General features: G+C 75.5%; 20 protein-coding genes and 3 pseudogenes. 12 read left to right on the top strand and 11 right to left on the bottom strand.

Annotated features, from left to right (window positions below; genetic code table 11):
- Positions 1 to 50 precede the first annotated feature (50 nt).
- Both IE316_RS09345 and IE316_RS09340 read left to right on the top strand, forming a co-directional pair.
- Positions 51 to 254: an MbtH family protein gene (locus IE316_RS09345; RefSeq protein WP_137304256.1), complete on the top strand. Its 204-nt coding sequence runs from the start codon at positions 51 to 53 to the stop codon at positions 252 to 254.
- A gap of 90 nt (positions 255 to 344) precedes the next feature.
- Positions 345 to 857 carry a GNAT family N-acetyltransferase gene (locus IE316_RS09340; RefSeq protein WP_190203696.1) on the top strand — a complete coding sequence of 171 codons (513 nt, stop codon included), beginning with the start codon at positions 345 to 347 and terminating at the stop codon, positions 855 to 857.
- Between the two features lie 75 nt (positions 858 to 932).
- On the opposite strand, the pseudogene IE316_RS35405 reads toward IE316_RS09340, so the two are convergent.
- The 4 genes and pseudogenes from IE316_RS35405 to IE316_RS09325 form a co-directional block, all read right to left on the bottom strand.
- Positions 933 to 1,316: pseudogene (locus tag IE316_RS35405) on the bottom strand (VOC family protein); the annotation flags it as partial.
- Positions 1,313 to 1,435 (bottom strand): annotated as a pseudogene (locus IE316_RS09335) (dihydrofolate reductase family protein); the annotation flags it as partial. The pseudogenes IE316_RS35405 and IE316_RS09335, both read right to left, overlap by 4 nt.
- Before the next feature lie 483 nt (positions 1,436 to 1,918).
- Entirely contained in the window at positions 1,919 to 2,269 is a 351-nt protein-coding gene (locus tag IE316_RS09330) for a hypothetical protein (RefSeq protein ID WP_190203695.1), read from the bottom strand.
- Positions 2,268 to 2,444: pseudogene (locus tag IE316_RS09325) on the bottom strand (fructosamine kinase family protein); the annotation flags it as partial. The pseudogene IE316_RS09325 and the gene IE316_RS09330, both read right to left, overlap by 2 nt.
- A gap of 242 nt (positions 2,445 to 2,686) precedes the next feature.
- Between IE316_RS09325 and IE316_RS09320 the strand changes: the two are divergent.
- Complete coding sequence (locus tag IE316_RS09320) at positions 2,687 to 3,010, top strand: hypothetical protein (protein ID WP_190203694.1); 324 nt, start codon at positions 2,687 to 2,689, stop codon at positions 3,008 to 3,010.
- A gap of 72 nt (positions 3,011 to 3,082) precedes the next feature.
- On the opposite strand, the gene IE316_RS09315 is transcribed toward IE316_RS09320, so the two are convergent.
- Complete coding sequence (locus tag IE316_RS09315) at positions 3,083 to 4,327, bottom strand: SLC13 family permease (protein ID WP_229910299.1); 1,245 nt, start codon at positions 4,325 to 4,327, stop codon at positions 3,083 to 3,085.
- A 333-nt stretch (positions 4,328 to 4,660) separates the two neighbouring features.
- Between IE316_RS09315 and IE316_RS09310 the strand changes: the two genes are divergently transcribed.
- The 3 genes from IE316_RS09310 (at position 4,661) to IE316_RS09300 (ending at position 7,272) form a co-directional block, all read left to right on the top strand.
- Positions 4,661 to 5,164: a hypothetical protein gene (locus IE316_RS09310; protein WP_190203692.1), complete on the top strand. Its 504-nt coding sequence runs from the start codon at positions 4,661 to 4,663 to the stop codon at positions 5,162 to 5,164.
- 135 nt (positions 5,165 to 5,299) lie between these two features.
- Complete coding sequence (locus tag IE316_RS09305) at positions 5,300 to 6,316, top strand: NAD-dependent epimerase/dehydratase family protein (RefSeq protein ID WP_190203691.1); 1,017 nt, start codon at positions 5,300 to 5,302, stop codon at positions 6,314 to 6,316.
- Entirely contained in the window at positions 6,313 to 7,272 is a 960-nt protein-coding gene (locus IE316_RS09300; protein ID WP_190203690.1) for a glycosyltransferase family 9 protein, read from the top strand. The genes IE316_RS09305 and IE316_RS09300 overlap by 4 nt, the downstream gene beginning before the upstream one ends.
- 123 nt (positions 7,273 to 7,395) lie before the next feature.
- Here the strand turns inward: IE316_RS09300 and IE316_RS09295 are convergent, their stop codons facing one another.
- Positions 7,396 to 7,959, bottom strand: a complete 564-nt coding sequence (locus IE316_RS09295; protein WP_190203689.1) for a hemerythrin domain-containing protein — start codon at positions 7,957 to 7,959, stop codon at positions 7,396 to 7,398.
- Between the two features lie 362 nt (positions 7,960 to 8,321).
- On the opposite strand from IE316_RS09295, the gene IE316_RS09290 reads away from it, so the two are divergent.
- On the top strand, positions 8,322 to 9,695 hold the full coding sequence (locus IE316_RS09290; RefSeq protein WP_190203688.1) for an MGH1-like glycoside hydrolase domain-containing protein: 1,374 nt from the start codon (positions 8,322 to 8,324) through the stop codon (positions 9,693 to 9,695).
- A gap of 43 nt (positions 9,696 to 9,738) precedes the next feature.
- Here the strand turns inward: IE316_RS09290 and IE316_RS09285 are convergent, their stop codons facing one another.
- Positions 9,739 to 10,272 carry a DoxX family protein gene (locus tag IE316_RS09285; protein ID WP_190203687.1) on the bottom strand — a complete coding sequence of 178 codons (534 nt, stop codon included), beginning with the start codon at positions 10,270 to 10,272 and terminating at the stop codon, positions 9,739 to 9,741.
- Positions 10,273 to 10,504: 232 nt separating this feature from the next.
- On the opposite strand from IE316_RS09285, the gene IE316_RS09280 reads away from it, so the two are divergent.
- Complete coding sequence (locus IE316_RS09280; RefSeq protein WP_229910284.1) at positions 10,505 to 11,137, top strand: GNAT family N-acetyltransferase; 633 nt, start codon at positions 10,505 to 10,507, stop codon at positions 11,135 to 11,137.
- A 15-nt stretch (positions 11,138 to 11,152) separates the two neighbouring features.
- Here the strand turns inward: IE316_RS09280 and IE316_RS09275 are convergent, their stop codons facing one another.
- From IE316_RS09275 to IE316_RS09265, 3 genes are read right to left on the bottom strand one after another with little or no spacing between them, the layout of a single operon-like run.
- Positions 11,153 to 11,878, bottom strand: a complete 726-nt coding sequence (locus tag IE316_RS09275; protein WP_229910283.1) for a metallophosphoesterase family protein — start codon at positions 11,876 to 11,878, stop codon at positions 11,153 to 11,155.
- A 2-nt stretch (positions 11,879 to 11,880) separates the two neighbouring features.
- Entirely contained in the window at positions 11,881 to 12,156 is a 276-nt protein-coding gene (locus tag IE316_RS09270) for a hypothetical protein (RefSeq protein WP_190203684.1), read from the bottom strand.
- Positions 12,153 to 12,836 (bottom strand): nucleotidyltransferase family protein, encoded by a 684-nt coding sequence (locus IE316_RS09265; RefSeq protein WP_190203683.1) that lies wholly within the window; start codon positions 12,834 to 12,836, stop codon positions 12,153 to 12,155. The genes IE316_RS09270 and IE316_RS09265 overlap by 4 nt, the downstream gene beginning before the upstream one ends.
- A gap of 131 nt (positions 12,837 to 12,967) precedes the next feature.
- Here IE316_RS09265 and IE316_RS09260 point away from each other — a divergent pair, with 131 nt between their 5' ends.
- Complete coding sequence (locus tag IE316_RS09260; RefSeq protein WP_190203682.1) at positions 12,968 to 13,267, top strand: hypothetical protein; 300 nt, start codon at positions 12,968 to 12,970, stop codon at positions 13,265 to 13,267.
- An 18-nt stretch (positions 13,268 to 13,285) separates the two neighbouring features.
- On the opposite strand, the gene IE316_RS09255 is transcribed toward IE316_RS09260, so the two are convergent.
- Entirely contained in the window at positions 13,286 to 14,401 is a 1,116-nt protein-coding gene (locus IE316_RS09255) for a PP2C family protein-serine/threonine phosphatase (RefSeq protein WP_308438908.1), read from the bottom strand.
- 237 nt (positions 14,402 to 14,638) lie between these two features.
- Here IE316_RS09255 and IE316_RS09250 point away from each other — a divergent pair, with 237 nt between their 5' ends.
- From IE316_RS09250 to IE316_RS09240, 3 genes are all read left to right on the top strand, one after another.
- Positions 14,639 to 15,040 carry an SRPBCC family protein gene (locus IE316_RS09250; RefSeq protein WP_190203680.1) on the top strand — a complete coding sequence of 134 codons (402 nt, stop codon included), beginning with the start codon at positions 14,639 to 14,641 and terminating at the stop codon, positions 15,038 to 15,040.
- A gap of 61 nt (positions 15,041 to 15,101) precedes the next feature.
- Positions 15,102 to 16,373 (top strand): cytochrome P450, encoded by a 1,272-nt coding sequence (locus IE316_RS09245; RefSeq protein ID WP_190203679.1) that lies wholly within the window; start codon positions 15,102 to 15,104, stop codon positions 16,371 to 16,373.
- Positions 16,374 to 17,191: 818 nt separating this feature from the next.
- Positions 17,192 to 18,232 (top strand): polyprenyl synthetase family protein, encoded by a 1,041-nt coding sequence (locus IE316_RS09240; protein ID WP_190203678.1) that lies wholly within the window; start codon positions 17,192 to 17,194, stop codon positions 18,230 to 18,232.
- Positions 18,233 to 18,268 lie beyond the last annotated feature (36 nt).

Here is an 18,268-nt window from a genome sequence, read left to right as displayed (position 1 = left end):
CCCACCGCAACGACCCGCCCGCCACGACCCAGAGAGCGAGACCGACGGACATGGACGAGAACACCCGCTACCAGGTGCTGCGCAACGACGAGGACCAGTACTCGCTGTGGCCCGCCGACATCGAGGTGCCCGCCGGCTGGCAGCCCGTCGGCAAGGAGGGCACCGAGGCCGAGTGCTCCGCCTACGTCGACGAGGTCTGGACCGACATGCGCCCGCGCAGCCTGCGGGAACGCATGGAGAACGCCGAAGCCTGACGCACCCGGCGGGACCGGGCCGGGGCGCACCCGGGACGACGCGCCCCGGCCCGGTGCCGCCCGCCTGCCCGCACTGCCCGAGGAGCCCGCATGACACCGGTCCTGCACACCGAACGACTCACCTTCCGCCCCTACCGACCCGAGGACGAGGACCACTTCGTGGAGCTCCTGCGCGACGAGGAGGTCTGCCGCTGGATGGGCCAGGACCGCGTGCCCGAGGCGGACATCCGCACCCTGTTCCGCGCCATCCTCGACGACGTCTACCCCAAGCGGATGTTCGACGTGTGGGGACTCTGGCAGGACGAGCAGTTCGTCGGGCACGCGGAGGTCAAGAAGACCGGCAACGTCGACGGACACGAACTGGTCGCCGCCCTCGCACCCCCCTACTGGGGCCGCGGCCTGGGCACCGAGGTGGTCCGCGGCCTGCTGCGCCACGCCGCCGGCAACCTCGGCCTGAAGGAGGCATACGGCATGGTCGGCGCCGACAATGCCGCCAGCCTGGCCATGTGCCGCCGCCTGGGCTTCCGTCACGTGCGCGACGTGGTCGACGACGACGGCAAGGTCACCAAGCTGATGGTGATCCGGACGACGGAACCGGACTGACCCGGGGATGACCGGCCAGGGGTGAACGCGGGCCGCGACGGCCGCCGGGGGAGAGGACCGTCCACCCGGTCGGGGAAAGTCCGCCGCCGTCATCCCGTCGGAGTGCCCGGCCGGCCACTCCACCAGCTCGATCCGGTACCCGTCCGGGTCCGTCAGCCACGAGGTCCGCGGGCCCGCGGCGCCACCCGGACGCTGGACGGGCCCCGGATCCAGACCGGCCCCGGCCGGCGCCTCCAGGGCGCCGGCCAGGCCGTCCACCTGGATCGCGAGGTGGTCGACCCCGCTGCCCACGTCCACCAGCTCCAGCGAAGCCGCGGTCTCCCCGGGGAACTGCAGGACGACGAGGCGGCTCCCGTCACCGGTCTCCACCCGGCCCAGCACGCCGTACCCGAGAGCGGTCCAGAACCGCGGGGAGCGCTCCAGACCGGTGACGCGGTACGAGACGAAGAGCGTCCTCACGCCGCCTCCCCGGTCCGGAGCAGCCGGTAGCGGAGGTGCGTGACATCGCGGCCCTCGAGCCGCCGCACCAGCTCCAGCTCGACGTGCTCCTCACGGAGGTGGTCGAACAGCCGTCGGCCGCGACACGAGAACGGGCGCATGGAGAGGGGCGTCGCGGAGGTAGTGCGCGCCAGTGCCCAAGGCGAAGCCTATGACGTCCGGTTACTCCGCAGTGTCCTGATCGCTGCTGGGACATCCCGGCCGACGGGATGTCGCATCTCTGTTGTCACGAACCACGGTCTTCCCGATTCCGGTGACAACCGGAACGGCCTAACCGCGCTGTACCGCATCAAGGACTGACAGTTCCTGTACGTCGGCCCCGCTCGTGTCACGGTGGGTGTCACGCTCGCTGAAAACACGCACTGACCTGCGCAGACGCCTGTTCATGGCGCCCCGCGACGGGAGCGTGACACTCCGCTCCGCCGCCTGCCCACCAGGCATGCCGCCGTCCGCCGCTGCCCGTGCCACTGATCGTCGACCGGTTGTCAGTGAAGGTGACCAACGCGAGTCCGTGTCATCGAAGTCGGACCGCCCCGTTGCTGCCGCCAGCAGCGGTTGTGCGGTCAGGAGATCAGGCAGCGAGCAGCGATGCCGCGCAGCGTGCCAGCGGCTCGCGGGGCGGCCATGGCCTCGGTAGTGGACTCCCCGCGCAACGGGCCGCAGAGGATGACCGGGCGCTGACCCTCAACCGTCGACCACAGGAAGTCGTCCAAGGGGATGCCGACGCCCGAGTCGAACAACTCGTTCTGGACTGCGGTCTGAGCCTCGTCGAGACGGACGATCCGCAAGAGACGGCGGGCGCTACCGTCGATGGAGACGACCCATCGGGGGTCACGCTCCAAGGTGTCCGTCCATACCGGCCAGCCGAGCCCGGAGAGGTCATCGAGCTCCCCGACCGGGGTGCGCGGCTCCAAGCTGCGGGCAGCCGAAGAGCCGCAGCATCGCCAGGTCGGTCTCCCGGTGCCCGCCGTGCGCGGCCGGGTCGATCAGCCGGACCTCGCCGTCGGCGCCCCACAGCACGTTGCCGTTCCACAGGTCACCGTGCAGCCGCGCGGGCGGCTCGGGGGGCCCGGCCGGCTCCGGCAGCCCGCCGTCGAGCGTGACCTCGGCGAGCGCCCCCGACCGCCGGCGCTCACCGGTCACCGCCCGGCCGGCCAGCCGGGCCGCCGCGGCCCCGGGCCCGTCACCGTCCGCCATGGGGGAGGCACCCGTCGTCGTGTCCACGCCGCCACCCTACGACCGCCCGGCTGCCCGAGGGGTGTCCCGCCGACCCGGTGAAAACGGCCGCCGACGCCGATCGGACGGCCCGGTCGCGGGGGAGCAGTGAGACCATGACCAGTTCAGCGTTCCCCCGTACGATCATCCTGCCCAGCTCCGTGTGCGAGCAGGCCGCCGAGCACCTCGAACACGCGGTGCAGCGGGCCATCGACGGCGCCGCCGCGCCCTGGCGGGCCTTCCGCGGTGCCGAGGAGAACCACGGCGAGCTGCCCGTCTCCGTCGTCGAACAGGCCGCCTCCTGCCTGCTGGTGCTGGCCGCCGAGAGCGCCCAGCACCTGCGCCCCTCCGCCCTGCGCACCCTGATCGGCGTCGCCCTGCACCTGAGGGACAGCGCGGAGGCGGTCCGGCGGCCCACCGTCACGAGCGGGCCGTGGTGAGGGGGGCCGGCGGGCTCGGACGAGGGCCGTTCGCCGAGCCGGCACCGGTAACGTGCCGCCCGGTGGCCCGGTTCACCCGCCGAGCACGCGCAGTGACGCCCACAGGGCCGCCGTCGAGGCCAGCAGCGTCGCCGGTACGGCGAGCAGACCGAGCCGGGTGAAGCGGCCGAGGTCCACGGCGATGCCGTGCTGGTGCAGGATGCGCCGCCACAACAGGGTGGCCAGCGAGCCGACGTAGGTCAGGTTGGGACCCAGGTTCACGCCGATCAGCACCGCGAGGACCGGGCCAGGGCCGCCCGGCGCGGCCAGCGGCAGCAGGGCCAGCACCGCCGGCAGGTTGTTGATCAGGTTGGCCAGCAGCGCGGCCACCGCCGCCACCCCGAGCAGCGCGGGCAGCCCGTCGCCGAGCGGCAGCAGCTCGGCCAGCCCCGTGGCCAGCCCGCCCGACACCACCGCCTGCACCACCACGCCCAGCGCCAGCACGAACAGGCAGAACAGCGGCGAGGCGGCGCCGACCAGCTCCCGTACCGTGGTCCGGCGCCGCAGCAGCTCCCGGCCGCCCAGCACGGCCACCCCGCCCAGCGCCGCCCACGCGGGCTCCTGACCGGCCAGCGAGACCACCGCGAACCCGGCCAGCGTCAGCGCCAGCACCACCAGCGTGAAACGGGGCACGCGCGGAACGGCCCGGTCCGCCGGACCGGCGTCCTCCGGCGTGGTCCGCTGCCCGAGGTCGATGCGGAAGAAGCGGCGGAAGACGGCGTACTCGACGGCGATCGCCGCCAGCCACGGCAGCGTCATCAGCGCGGCGAACCGGGTGAAGGTCAGCCCGCTCGCGGTGAACGCCAGCAGGTTCGTCAGGTTCGACACCGGCAGCAGCAGCGACGCGGAGTTCGCCAGGTGCGCGGTGGCGTACACGTGCGGACGGGCCAGGGCGCCGGCCCGGGCGGCGGTCGCCAGGACGACCGGGGTGAGCAGCACCACGGTGGCGTCCAGGCTCAGCACGGCGGTGACCGCGCAGGCCACCGCGAACACCCCGGCCAGCAGGGACCGGGGACTGCCGCCGCACCGGCGGGCCACCACCGCGCCGGCCGCCTCGAACAGGCCCTCCCGCGCGCACAGGTGCGCCAGCACCAGCACCAGCGCCAGGAACCCGACGACCGGCAGCAGGCTGCGCACCTGCGCCCAGGCCGCGTGCGGGGTGACCGTGCCGAGCGCCACGGCCAGCGCGGCGGCGGGCACGGCCGCGGCGGCCTCCGGCAGGCCCCGGGGGCGGACGACGGCGAAGACCAGCACCCCCAGCAGCAGGACGACCGGCACGGCTTCGGCGAGGACGGCGTTGCTCAGCGGGGTTCCTTCCCTCGGTGAACCGGACCGGCTCACATGATCGACAACTATCCAGGGTCGCATCCCCGGACGACCACCACCGACCGGGGCGGGGCGTACGGGCCGGGACGGGAGCGTCCAGACGGGACGGGCGCGCGGGCCGCGGGACGGGGCGTACGGGGCGTACGGGCCGGGATGTACGGAATCGGCGGGTGTGTCCGAAGCCGCGCGATCCGTGCGCTTCGGGCCATGTCGCCCGGCCCGGGACGCGGGCTACCGTTCCCGCAGGTCCCCTTGGAGTCGAAGAGCAGTTGGGACGTTCCCGCAGTGCACGCAGATCTCTCCCCGGTCATCGCCGCGACCACCCAGTGGCTGACGCGCGCCTACCCGGCCACCGGCGGCGCGCTCGCCGCCGCGCTCTGCGAGGTACAGGCCCGCCAGGCCGTCACGGTCGCGGCCCGGCTGCGCTACCCCACCCCTATGGACATCGCGCTGCTCGGCCTCGCCGGGCCCGGCGGCTCGGCCCGGCTCGACTGGGTCACCGGCGCCGACGATCCCGACGGGCCCGCCTGGCGCACCTGGGTCGACGAGGTCGTGGCGAGCTGGGCGGCGGCCCTGCTCACCGACCCGGGCCTGGCCGGCCGGGCCGTCGCCGCGCTCGCCGGGGAGGGCGGCCACCCGGCCGAGTTCCGCCGCCTGCTCGCCCCCGACGACGGCGACCGCCGCGCCGCCGCCCTGCTGCGCCACCCCGACCTCCTGGCCCCCGTCACCGCGCTGCACCACGCCCAGCTCCTCACCCGCCTCGACCCGGGCGAGGCGCTGGCCGCCTGACCGGACGCACCTGACGCACCGGCCGCCCGGCCCGGCCCGGCCCACGGGGCGCGGTAGCCGTCAGGTTATGAAAGCGACTCGGTGGGGCACCCGGGACCCGCTCGTCAGCGCAGCGGGGGAAGGAAGGTCGTCCTCATGATGCCGATGGCGGCGTACGGCGCCCGGCCGGACGGCCGGGCGCCCTGGACCCGGGCCCTGGTCACCGGCGGCGCGGGCTTTCTCGGCTCCCACCTGTGCACCCGCCTGCTCGATTCAGGAGTCGAAGTCGACTGCCTGGACGACCTCTCCACCGGCCGGGCCGAGAAGGTCGCCCACCTCGCGGGCCGCCCCGGCTTCCGCTTCCTGGAGCGCGACATCACCGAACCCGGCGCGGTCGGCTCCCGCGACGGCCCGTACGACCTGGTGCTGCACCTCGCCGGGCCCGGCCCCTGCCCGGTGGCCCGGCCGGACCGGCCGCTGGAACTGCTGGACACCGCGAGCGCCGGTACCCGCGCCGCGCTGGCCGCCGCCGACCGGGACGGCGCCCGCTTCCTGCTCGCCTCCACCCCGCTGCCGGACGGACCCGCCCCGCAGGGCGGCACCGACCCGTTCGGCCCGCTCGGGGTGTACGCCGAGGCCGTCCGCTTCGCCGAGGCCCTGACCGCCGCCCACGCGGCCGGTCCCGGCGCCGAGGCCGGCACCGTCCGGCTGTTCGCCACCGTCGGCCCCCGGATGCGCACGGACGACGGCGGCGTACCGAGCACCTTCCTCGCGCAGGCCCTGGCGGGCGGACCGGTCACCGTCCCCGGCGACGGCGGCGGGCGGCACTCCCTGTGCTACGTCGACGACATGGTCGACGGCGTGCTCCGGGTCGCGGCCGGCCGGTCGGTACGGCCCGTGGACCTCGGCGGCGACGAGGCGCCGACCGCCCTGGAGATCGCCCGCCGGGTGCTGGAGCTGACCGGCTGCGCCACCCCGCCGGCCGTCACCGGCCCGGCCGCGGACGTCCCCGAACCGCCACGGCCGGTCACCGGGTTCGCCCACGAGATCTTCGGCTGGATGCCCGCCGTGCCCTGGACCGAGGGGCTCGCCCGCACCGTGGCCTCGCTCACGGACCGCACCGGCACCGTCCCGGCCGCGGTGGGCCGCGACGGGGAGGAGTACTGGACATGAAGGCGCTCGTCGCCCACCCGGGCGGATTCGGCGAGGTCCTGCTGGCCGGCCCGGCGGTCCGGGCGGTGGCCACCCGCGCGGGCCGGGTCACCATGCTCTGCGGCGCCCGGGGCGCCCCCGCCGCCAAGCTGCTGCCGCACGTCGACGACGTGGTGGTCTGGGACGACACCCGCGACGGCACCGAGTCCCCGGCGGCCGGCCTGGTCCGGCGGCTCCGGCAGGAGGCGTACGACGTCGCCCTCGTCCTCGGCCCCGACCCGGACGGCCTGCCGCCCGCGGCCCGCCTCCTGCGCACGGCCCGGGTGCGGCACATCGGCCCCGACCCGGACGGCCCGCTGCCCCCGGCCCGCCTTCTGCGCACGGCCCGGGTCCGGCACATCGGCCCCGGCGCGGACCCCGCCGACGGCGGCCCGGACGCGGCGGGGGCCCTGGACGCCGCGGTCGCCATGGGATTCGGGCTGCGCGCCGGGGACGACGGACGGCTCCGGGTCCGGCCCGCCCCCGACACCGCCGCCCTGACCGGCAACGGCCCGTACGTCGTCGTCCACCCCGGCGCCGGCGAGCCCGGCCGCGCCTGGGCCGCCGAGCGGGGCGCGGCGCTGGTCGCCCGGCTCTGCGACGCCGGACACCGCGTCGTCGTCACCGGCGGACCCGACGAGACGGACCTGACCCGGCGGGTCAGCGGCGACATCGCCGTCGACCTCGGCGGACGGACCACCGCCAAGGCACTCGCCGGGGTGCTGCGCGCCGCCGACGCCGTCGTCACCGCCTCGGCCGGCCCCGCCCACCTGGCCGACGCGGTCGGCACCCCGGTCGTCTCCCTCACCACCCCGGCCCCCCACACGTACCGCGTGCCCACGGCGGTCCTCACCGGCGCCCCCACGACGGGGCCGGACGGGCCCGACCCCGACGAGGTGACGGGGGCGGTGGCGGCGCTGCTGGGCACACGCGGCTGATCCCGCGCACGTACGGGAGCGGCGCGCGACGCCCCCGACCCCGTCGCGGCGCTCCTCGTCGCCCCACGACAAGGGGCCCGCCGCTGTCATGCGGCGGGCCCCTGTACCGGTACCGGCGGCGGCTCACTCCGGCTTGCCGCGTCCCGTCAGCGCGTCGCGGACCCGGTCGACCAGGCCGGCGCCGGGTGCCAGGATCTTGTTCATCGGCGGCTTGTCCGGGGCCGCCGGATGCGGCCGGGTCGGGGCCGTCTTCTTGGCCTGCCGGACCTTGTCGCCCAGTTCGTCGAGCGCCTCCGGCGAGCACGCCTCCCGCAGCCGGGGGAAGAGGTTGCCCTCCTCGTCGGCGATGTGCGCCCGGATCTCCCGCATCAGCCGGGTGACCAGCCGGTCGAACTCGGGGTCGTCCGGCGCGTGCCGCTCCAGGTCCTTCATGAGCTGCTCGGCCTCGGCGTGCTCCTCCAGCTCCTTGTCCGCGATGGCGTCCCCGCCCGGCACGTGCCGGCGCACGGCCGGGTACAGGTACGCCTCCTCGGCCACCGAGTGCCGGACCAGTTCCATCGTGACCTGATCCGCGTACAGCTTGCGGTCCTTGTGGCCGGACGGCAGCGCCTCGATCTTCCCGAAGAGTTCCGCGACCTCTCGGTGATCGGTCGTCAGTTCGTCGATGACGTTTCCGCCGTGTCCCATGTCCTCACCTCCGCGCGGCTCGTGACGCCGAGTCGTGCGCCACGACCATCGGGTTTCCCGGGCCCCGGCGGGCTAACGCGGGCCGGGTCCCCCGTACGGGTGCTTCCGTGCCGCTTACGCCTACTCATCAGACATCACCGCATCAGTTTTGCGTGTTGACACGACATAAGTAAGGGCTATTGTCGACGCAACCGCACCCGCATCCCCCTTCCGGAGCCATCCGTGGAACGCGTCGTCCCCTTCACCGGCCCCCGCCGGACGGAGGCCGCCGAGCCCGGCGATGCCGTACCGCCGTCCGCCCAACCGCCCGGCCCGGCACGCGAGTCGGGCGACCCGGCCCTTCCTCCCGGGAGGTCCGGCGCGTGACCTCGCTCGCCGACCGGCCGGTCCGGCCCGCACCCGGCACGGACCAGGCCCTGCGGCGGGGCGCCACCGGGGTCCTCCTCGGCAACTGGACCGGCGCCTCCACCGTGCCCTCCCGCACCCTCTACCCCCACCAGTGGAGCTGGGACTCGGCGTTCGTCGCCATCGGCCTGCGCCACCTCTCGGTCCGCCGCGCCCAGCGCGAACTGGAGTCGCTGTTCGCCGCCCAGTGGGCCGACGGCCGGGTCCCGCACATCGTCTTCAACCCCGCCGTCCCCGAGGACGCCTACTTTCCGGGCCCCGGCTTCTGGCGGTCCTCCCGGGCCGGCCACCCGGCGGGCGCGCCCCCCGCCCCGGAGACCTCCGGCATCGTCCAGCCGCCCGTGCACGCCCTGGCCGCCTGGCTGGTGCACCGGGCGGACCCCGACCGGTCCCGCCGCCGGGGCTTCCTCGCCCGGCTCTACCCCCGGCTCACCGCCTGGCACGACTACCTCCTCACCCGCCGCGACCTGGGCGGCGGGGGCCTCGCGGCGGTCGTCCACCCCTGGGAGCCCGGCACCGACAACAGCCCCTGCTGGGACCGCGCCCTCGCCCGCGTCGAGCCCGCCCCGCCGGACGCCTTCCGCCGCGCCGACCTGGCCCACGGCCGGGCCGCCGACCGGCCCACCGACCTCGACTACGGGCGCTACGTCCGCCTCGCCGCCGACTACCGCGAGGCCGGCTACGACGACCGGCGGGCGGCCCACGGGTTCGCCCTGGAGGACCCCTGCTTCAACGCCCTGCTGATCGCCGGCGAGCACGCCCTCGCCGCCACCGCCCGCGCCCTCGGCCGCGACGGCACCCCGCACACCGCCCGCGCCGACGCGCTCACCCGGCACCTGGTGACCCGCCTGTGGGACGCCGACGCCGGTCTCTTCCGCGCCCGCGACCTGCGCACCGACACCCTCGTCCCCGAACGCGCGGTCACCGGCCTGGTCCCGCTGATCGTCCCGCACCTGCCGGCCGGCGTCGCCGCCGCGCTGCGCGCCACCCTCACGGGCCCCGGCTTCCGCGCCCCGGCCACCGGGCTGGTCCCCAGCTACGACCTCACCGGCCCCGCCTTCGACCCGCAGCGCTACTGGCGCGGCCCCGCCTGGTTCAACACCGCCTGGCTGATCCAGCGGGGCCTGCGCACCCACCGTCTGGACACCGACGCCGAGCGCCTGCGGCGTGCCGTGCTCACCGAGGCCGGGCGCACCGCGTTCGCCGAGTACGTCGACCCCGTCACCGGCACCCCGCGAGGCGCCCGCCACTTCTCCTGGACCGCCGCCCTCGCCCTGGACCTGCTGTGCGACCCCGGCACCCCCGGCACCCCGGACACGCCGGTGCCGTGACCACCGGGGCCACGGCACGGGCAGGTCCACACCGGAGGGCGGGTCAGTGGGCGAGCTTCGCCCGTACGCTCCCGGCGGCGGTCGCCGGCCGCGCCGTCGCCCGGACCGAACGCCGTACCAGACGGGCGTCGCGCCGCAGCTCGTGCGCGGCGTGCCGGCCGCGCCACAGCACCGAGGGCGCGCTGCCGGTGTCGTCGGCCGCGATCAGCAGGCCGCCGAGCATGGACAGGTTCTTCAGGAACTGGATGCGCTGCTGGGCGCGCTCGCCCGGGTCCTCCGCCTCCCAGAAGCGGTGCGCGGCGAGGGTGGTGGGCACCACCGTCGCCGCGATGGCGAGCGCGGACAGCCGCGGGAAGCGTCCGATGCCCAGCAGCACACCGCCCACCACCTGCACCGCACCGTTGATCTTCACCAACTGCTCGGTGCCGTCCGGCAGCGCGGAGACCCGTTCGGCCAGCGGACGGACGACGGGCTCGGCCGCCGGGGCCACGTCCTGGGGGCGGCGGTAGGAGTGCAGACCGCCGGCGATGAACATCGAGGCGAGCATCGGACGGCCGGCCACGCGCAGAAGACTCATGGTGTTTCTCCAGACGGCTCAGGGGTCGCGCCTTTCGCTGACCGCCGGGTTCCCCACCGGGCCGCCGCCATTCGGCACGCCACCCGTGCGGCGGCGGAATGCCGCCGCACGGCTCCCGAGCCGGCTCCGGCCGGACGCTCCGCCCGGCCGCCGGCCCCGGGCCCGTACCCGCCGCGCGGCCGGTGGCGGAAAGGCATTGTGGGTACGTTCCCAGAGCAGGCACGATACTGCGGTGACCACGTCTGCGACCGCCACCGTACGCCCGTACCGTCCCGAGGACGCCGAGGCCCTGGACGACATCTGCGTCCGCACCGCCCACAACGGCCTGGACGCCCGGCCCGTCTACCGGGACCCGGGCATCCTGCCCGCGATCTTCGCCGCCCCGTACGTGCACCTGGAGCCCGAGCTGGCCTTCGTGCTGGACGACGGCACCGGCCGCGCGGTCGGCTACATCCTGGGCACCGCCGACACCCCGCGCTTCGTCACCGAGTTCCGTACCCGCTGGCTGCCTCGGGTCGCCGGCCGCTACCCGGCGCCCGAGGGCCCGCCGGCCGGCCCCGACGAGACGATGGCGGGGCTGCTGCACGACCCCGAGCGCATGATCGCCCCGGAGCTCGCCGACCACCCGGCCCATCTGCACATCGACCTGCTGCCCGAGTGGCAGGGCAAGGGGCACGGCCGGGCCCTCATGCACCGGTTCCTCAAGGCCCTGCACGAGCGCGGGGTGCCCCGCGTCCACCTGGTGATGTCCACGGCCAACACCTCCGCCCGGGCCTTCTACGACCGGCTCGGCTTCCGGGAGATACCGGTCGCGCGGTACCCGTCCGAGGTCACCACCCTCGGACGGGCCACCGCCGTGGAGTAGGCGCCGCGCGGGCGGTCAGCCCTCACCGCCCAGGTGGTAGACGTTGAACGCCCGCCGGATCACCGGCTGGGCCACGTTGCGCACCCGGACCCCGCCGGCCGTCATGCCGTGCTCGGAGCCCAGGTGGGCGTGGCCGTGGATCGCGAGGTCCGCGCCGGCCGTGTCGATGGCCTCGGCCAGCAGATAGCTGCCGAGGAACGGGTGGATCTCCGGCGGCTCGCCCGCGAGGGTGTCGGCGACGGGGGAGAAGTGCGTCAGCGCGATCCGCGCCGCGCAGTCCTGCCCGTCGAGGTCCTTCAGCGCGGCGCACAGCGAGTCGGCGCTGCGCCGCGTGGTGCGGACGAACTCCTTCATCACCGGCTCGCCGAACTCCCCGGCGCTGCGCCCGACGAACCCGCCGCCGAACCCCTTCGTCCCGGCGATGCCCACCCGGGCCCCGGCGCACTCGACGACCGTCGCCGTGCCCTCCAGGACCGTCACCCCGGCGTCCTGGAGGATCGCGGTGACCTCCTCGGGCCGTTCGTCGTGGTGGTCGTGGTTGCCGAGCACGGCCACCACCGGCACCGGCAGGTCCCGTACCTCCCGGGCCACCACCTCGGCCTCCGCCGGGGTGCCGTGCCGGGTCAGGTCACCGGCGAGCAGCAGCAGGTCGGCACAGTCGTCCAGGGTCTCGAAGGCGGGCCGCAGCAGGCCCTGGCTGTCCGCCCCCATGTGGATGTCACCGACGGCGGCGACGCGCATGTTCACAGCTCCTCCGCGTGGTCGGGGCCGGTGGTCGCGGCGACCACGATGTCCGTGTGCACGGTCAGCCCGGTCAGCTCCTCCCGGACGACGCGCAGCAGTGTCTCGCGGCACTGCGCCGACGGCACGGTGCCGGTGACCGCGATCGCCCCGGCCCGGATCTCCGCCCGGACGCCGAGTTCGCCCAGTTCCTCGGCGGCGAGCCGGTCGTGCAGGTGGGCGACGCGGTACTCGACGTTCCCGCCGGTGCCTTCCCGGGGTGCGACGGGGTCGCTCATGAGTGGTCCTCCTTCGGCGGAACGATCTCCAGCCGTTCCAGGATGTAGAAGAAGGCGGCGGGCATCGGCTCGTCCCCGCGGGCGCGGCGCAGCGCGTCCCAGTCGATCTTCTCCCGCAGGGTGCGGGCGATCGGCAGGACCGCGCCGAAGTCGCAGTGGTGCTCGGAGAAGGCCGCGAGCAGGCCGCCCAGCAGATCGGTCGGCGACAGCACCGGCATCAGCACCGAGTCGACGGACAGCTCCTCGGCACGGTCCAGGAGTTCGGTGCTGACCGGCTCGTGCGCCAGCTCGAAGATCAGGTCGACCTGCTGGCCGAGGCAGGTGGCCTTCAGCAGCCAGTCCTCCGGCGGCGTGTAGACGGTCAGGCCCGCCTCCGCCAGCGCCCCGGCCACCGCGTCGGCGTCCTGCGGCCGGATGCAGAAGTCCACGTCGTGCTGGAGGTTCTGGGTGCCGCCGTGCGCGTACACCGCGACGCTGCCCGCGAGCGCGAACGGCAGCCCGGTCTTCTTCAGCAGCGCCCCGACCTGCTTGGCCGCCTGGAGGATCGCCTGGTTGCGGTCGGCGGGCAGATCCTCCTCGCGGATCTCCGCGGCCGGCACCAGTACGGCGTCCCCCGCCGGACGTAGCTCGGACACGCCGGCGCGCGGGTCGAGAGCGTGCTCGTCGGCGGGCTGCGTCATTCCTGTCCCCTTTCCCGGTGTCCCGGTGGTTCCGGTCGATCGTGGCTGTGCGGGTACCCGGCACGGCACCGCCGACACGGCCCGGGCGGCCCGGGAGGGGCGTATCGCGCCGCCGTGGGCACCCGGACGGCATGAACAGCAACGAGAAGCAGGACGCCCGGGACGCGACCGTCGAGCGGGTCGTGACGGCCTGGCTGGCGGAGACCGAACGGCACGACCGGACCGCGGCCGAACGGGCCCGCGCGGGCTGGCGGGACGGCTCACTGTCCGGCCGGGCCGCCGAGGACCTGGCCACCTGGGTCACCGCCCGGGTCACCGACACCGCCTTCAACGCGGACGAGGGACCCCGGGTGGACGCGCCCGTCCGGATCACCCCGGGCGACAAGGACACCGTCCACCGGTGGCTGCGCGACCACGGCCACCCGGTGTGAGACCCGCCCGGCCCCCGCTCAGCGCAGCGGGGGCCGCCACTCGAACATCAGCAGCGTCGCGTCGTCCCGCAGCCGGTCGGTCTGCGCGTCCAGCAACGAGTGGATCAGCCGGCGCAGCGACTCCGGTGCCAGCTCGCCGCCGGCCGTGGCCCGGATGACGTAGTCCGCGAACCGCTCCAGGCCCATCAGGTTCGCCTCCCGGGTGCGGGCCTCGGTGATCCCGTCGGTGTACATCAGCACCCGGTCGCCCGGCTCCAGGGAGTACTCGTGGATCTGCCGGGGCCGCGAGGCGAGCCTCGCGGGCAGGCCCATGGGCGGATCGGGTTCGCGCTCCAGGGCGTCGATGAGCAGCCGGTCGTCCCGGATCAGCAGCGGCGCCGGATGCCCGCAGTTGCTCCACCGCAGCACCCCGGTGGCCAGGTCGAGCTGGGCGATGACCGCGGTGCAGAACTTGTCCGGCAGCCAGGTGGCCAGCGCGTGGTCGACGGACTCCACCAGCTCGGGCAGGTCGGCACCGCTGCGCCGGGCGTTGCGGCAGGCGGCCAGCGACACCGCGCTGGTCAGCCCGGACGCCAGGTCGTGCCCCATGGCGTCCAGCACGGTGGTGTGCAGCGCCGTCTCGGTGAGCGAGTGGTCGAAGGCGTCACCGCCGATCTCGTACGCCGGTTCCAGCACGGCCGTCGACACCACCTGGGCGTTGCCGATGGTGCGCGGCGGCAGGAAGGCCCGCAGCATCTCGGCGGGCAACTGCATCTTCTCGGTGCGGGTCCGCCGGACGAAGGAGTCCTCGTACGCCCGCTTGGAGGAGATCAGCATGGCCAGCAGCGAGGCCAGCGCCCGGCCCCGGGTGAGCGAGCCCGCGGTCAGCGCCGTCTGGTTCACGGCCAGCACCCCCAGCCGCTCGGCCCCGTCCAGCAGCGGGAACCAGGCGGTCACCCCCTCCGTCTCGGCCTCCTCCACCCGCAGCGACTGGGTGCGGTACGCCCAGCCCGCCAGCGAGCCGTCGATGGGCAGCGACGCGGCCACGTCGGTGTGCGGGACGAGGTGGCGCTGCTGCAGATCGGTGAGGTAGACCACGGCGTGCTGGAGGCACATCGCCTTGGCGCAGCGCGCCACCACGGTGGACAGGTCCATCGTCAGATGCTCCGGGTCGGCGAGGAACTCCTGGAGCAGCGTGTCGCCCGGCTCTTGCGCGGTCACCTCGTCTCCCCTCGTCGGGAACCCGTCGCGGTGGTGGGGCACGTCCGCGCAGCAGTCTGGCACCGGGCGCCGCCGCCCGCGCGCCGAGCGGGACCGCGCCCGGACGCTTCGGCCGCGCCGTACCGGGCACGCGGTGCGGGGTACGACACCGAGCCGAGAAGGGGTGTGCCCATGACCGAGTACGAGCGTTCCCGCACCATGCCCGTCCCGCCGGACCGGGTCTTCGCCGAGGCCGCCGACGCCGGCCGGATGGACAGTTGGCTGCCCCGTGCCCTGCACGTCCACGTCGAGGACCCGCCCGCCGTCACCGTGCACGAGGACCGCACCGGCGCGGACACCGCCGCGCTGCTGCGCGCCCGGCCCGAGCAGATGCGGGTCGAGTGGGGCACCCGCGAGGGAGGCGCGTACGCGGGCTGGCTCCAGGTGGCCGGCATCGGCAGCGGGGAGAGCGAGGTGATCGTGCACCTGTCGTTCTTCGACGACGACCACGACCCGGGCCCCCGCGAGGTCACCGACGCCCTCGACACCAGCCTGCTGCGCCTGGAGGAACAGGCCCGGCACAGCGCCGCCTGAACGCCCCTCGCGCCCCGGCCGTCCCAGGTGTCCCGGGACCGGCCGGGGGCACCCGTGCGCCATGAACGCACAGCGCCGCCCCCTGATCGACCGTTCCCTGCCGCTGCTCGCCGAGGGTTACGCGTGGCTGCCCAACCGCATGCGCGACAGCCCCGGACCGGTGATGCCGACCCGGCTGATGGGCCGGCCCGCGCTGGCCGTGCGGGGACCGGACGCGGTGCGGTTCTTCTACGACGAGACCCGTGTCCGGCGGCACGGCGCCCTGCCCGAACCGGTGCTCGGCACCCTCTTCGGACACGGCGCGGTGCACACCCTCGACGGTGCCCCCCACCGCGCCCGCAAGGAGTACTTCCTGCCGCTGCTCGACCCGGGCAGCGTCGCCGGCGTCACCGAGCACGTCACCGCGGCCTGGGACGAGGCGGTCCGCTCCTGGGGCGGACGCCCCCGCGTCGTGCTGTTCGACGAGGCCGCCGTGGCCCTCTCCCAGGGCGTCGGCCGCTGGGCCGGGCTCCCCGCCGCCGACGCGCCGGAGACCCGGCGGACCGCCGCCGACCTGCTCGCGATGGTCGACGGGTTCGCCACCGCGGGCCCCCGGCACTGGCGGGCCCGCCGCGCCCGCGGCCGGCAGCAGGACCGCCTCGCCCGCCTGGTCGAGGACGTACGCGCCGGTGCGGCCACCGCGCCCGACGGCTCGATGCTCGACCGGGTGGTCCGCCACCGCGACCTGTCGGGCGAGCCGCTGGACGCGAAGACGGCCGCGGTGGAACTGCTGAACGTCATCCGCCCCACGACCGCCGTGAGCTGGTTCGTCGCCTTCTCCGCGCACGCCCTGCACCGGTGGCCGCACCACCGCGAGCCCCTGCGGTCGGGCGACGCCGCCTTCGCCACCGCCTGGGCGCACGAGGTGCGGCGCTTCTACCCGTTCGCGCCGTTCCTCGGCGGCCGAGCCGTCCGCGATCTGACCTGGCACGGCCACTCCCTGCCGGCCGGCGGCCTCGTCCTGCTCGACGTCTACGGGCAGAACCACGACGAGGCGCTCTGGGGCGACCCGTACGCCTTCCGCCCGGAACGGTTCCTGGACCGGGCCGTCCGGGCCGACGACCTGATACCGCAGGGCGGCGGCGACCCCCGCACCGGCCACCGCTGCCCCGGCGAACGGGTCACCGTCGGCCTGCTGGAGGCCCTCGCGGTCCGGCTGGCCCGCCTGGAGTACACGCTGCCCGAGCAGGACCTGTCCATCCCGCTGCGGCGGATGCCCACCCGCCCCCGCAGCGGCGTGGTCCTCACCGGCGTCCGCGCCCCCGCCGGCGCCAAGGACGCCGTCAGCGCCTGAGCGAGGACCGGCCGGTCCGCCGTTCCGACGGGACGTCAGGTGGCCACACGTGCGGGGCCGGATGGCTGATCGTTTTCTCTCCGGCGGGTGGCCCGCCGGGTCTTGTCTCCGCCCCGGCCGCAGGGGGGCGTTCACCCGATTGGACCCCGCACGTTTCAGGTCACGGCCGATCCGGTGTCTCCTTGAGGGTGACAGCGGCGTCCACCCTGGGAGGCCGAGATGTACGAGATGTGTGTGGGCCCGGAAAAGCCGGGCGGAGCCTTGGTGTGGCATGTGATGGCCAAGCAGGCCGCGGCCACGTTGTGCGGTCAGCAACTCCGCCAACGCGTCGCGGCCACCGACGGTGAACGGGCACGGCACTGCCCCGACTGCATGGCCTCCTTCGAGAAACTGATGGCTACCACGCCGTGCTGACGACCCGTCAGCGACGGTGGCCGCCCCGCGGGTCACGTGCCCGGTGACCCGTGGAGCGGTGACGTCCTCCTCGTACCCTGTGCCGGCCCCGCCGCAGCCCGCGGCGGGGCCGGCGTACGTACGGGCGGCGGGGGGGGCGGAGCTGCGCTGCTGTGGTGATTCTTGGCCGGGTGCGGTGCTGCGGGGCGGTGAGGCGGCGGGGTCGGCCGATTGACTGGCCGGGTGGCCGGGTGGCCGGGTGGCCGGGTGGCCGGGTGGCCGGGTGGCCGGGTGGCTTGGCGGCCTGGCGGCCGGGTGGCCCGGTGGTCCGGCGGCGGACCGTCTCCGCCCCGGCTCGGTCCGCCTCTTCGTCCCGCCCGTGTTCCGGTCCGCCTCTTCCGTCCCGCCCGTGTGAGGAGTTGTCCGTGTCGCAGTCCACCGACTCGGCCCCCGTTGCCGACTTCCCGCGCCTGGACTGGGTCGACGAGGCGCTGACCCCCGCGCTGCGGGCGGCGGTCGAGGCACTCCCGGCGGCCGAGCGCCTGGTGGCCCGCTACCACCGGGGCTGGTGCGAGGCCGACGGCGCTCCCCGCTCCGCGGCGCCCGGCGGCGGCAAGGCGGTACGGCCCGCGCTGACGCTGCTCTGCGCCCTCGCGGTCGGCGCGCGCCCCTCGGCGGCGGTGCCCGGCGCCGTCGCGGTGGAGCTGGTGCACGACTTCACGCTGCTGCACGACGACGTCATCGACGGCGACGCGCTGCGCCGCCACCGCCCCGCCGCCTGGTCGCTGTTCGGTACCCCCGCGGCCGTCCTGACCGGCGACGCGCTGCTCGTCGCCGCGCTGCGCGCGCTGACCGACGCCCCCGGCGGAAACGGGCCCGCCGCCCAGGAACTTGTCGGCGCGCTGCTGGAACTGGTCGAGGGCCAGAGCCGCGACGTCGCCTTCGAGCAGGCGTCCGAGGTGTCGGTGGCCGACTACCTCGCCATGGCGACCGGCAAGACCGGCGCGCTGATCGGCTGCGCCTGCGCCCTCGGCGGCGTCCTGGGCGGCGCGGACCCCGACCGGGTGGCCGGGCTGCGCGAGTTCGGCCGCCGCCTCGGCGTGGCCTTCCAGTGCGCCGACGACATCCTCGGCATCTGGGGCCGCAGCGCGCTCAGCGGCAAGCCGGTGGGCGCCGACCTGGCCGCCCGCAAGAAGTCCCTCCCCGTGGTCGCCGCCCTCGCCGCGCCCGGCGCCGCCTCCCGTCGGCTGCGGGACCTGTACCGCGCCCCCGGCCCCCTCGGCGCGGACGACATCGCCCTCGCCCGCCGCCTGCTGGAGGAGACCGGCGGACGGCGGGCCGCCGAGGAGGAGGCGCACCGCCAGTCGGCGGCGGCCCTGCGCGCCCTCGCCCAGGCCCGGCCCACCGCGGACGCCTGCCGGCAACTGCACGCCCTCGCCCGTGCGATGACCCACCGCGCGTCCTGACCCGTCGGGGACCGATCACCCGCCCGGCCGAGTGTC

The sequence above is a fragment of the Streptomyces fumanus genome (assembly GCF_014655295.1).
In the GTDB taxonomy this organism is placed as follows: domain Bacteria; phylum Actinomycetota; class Actinomycetes; order Streptomycetales; family Streptomycetaceae; genus Streptomyces; species Streptomyces fumanus.
This window is presented reverse-complemented; position numbering and strand designations above follow the sequence as displayed.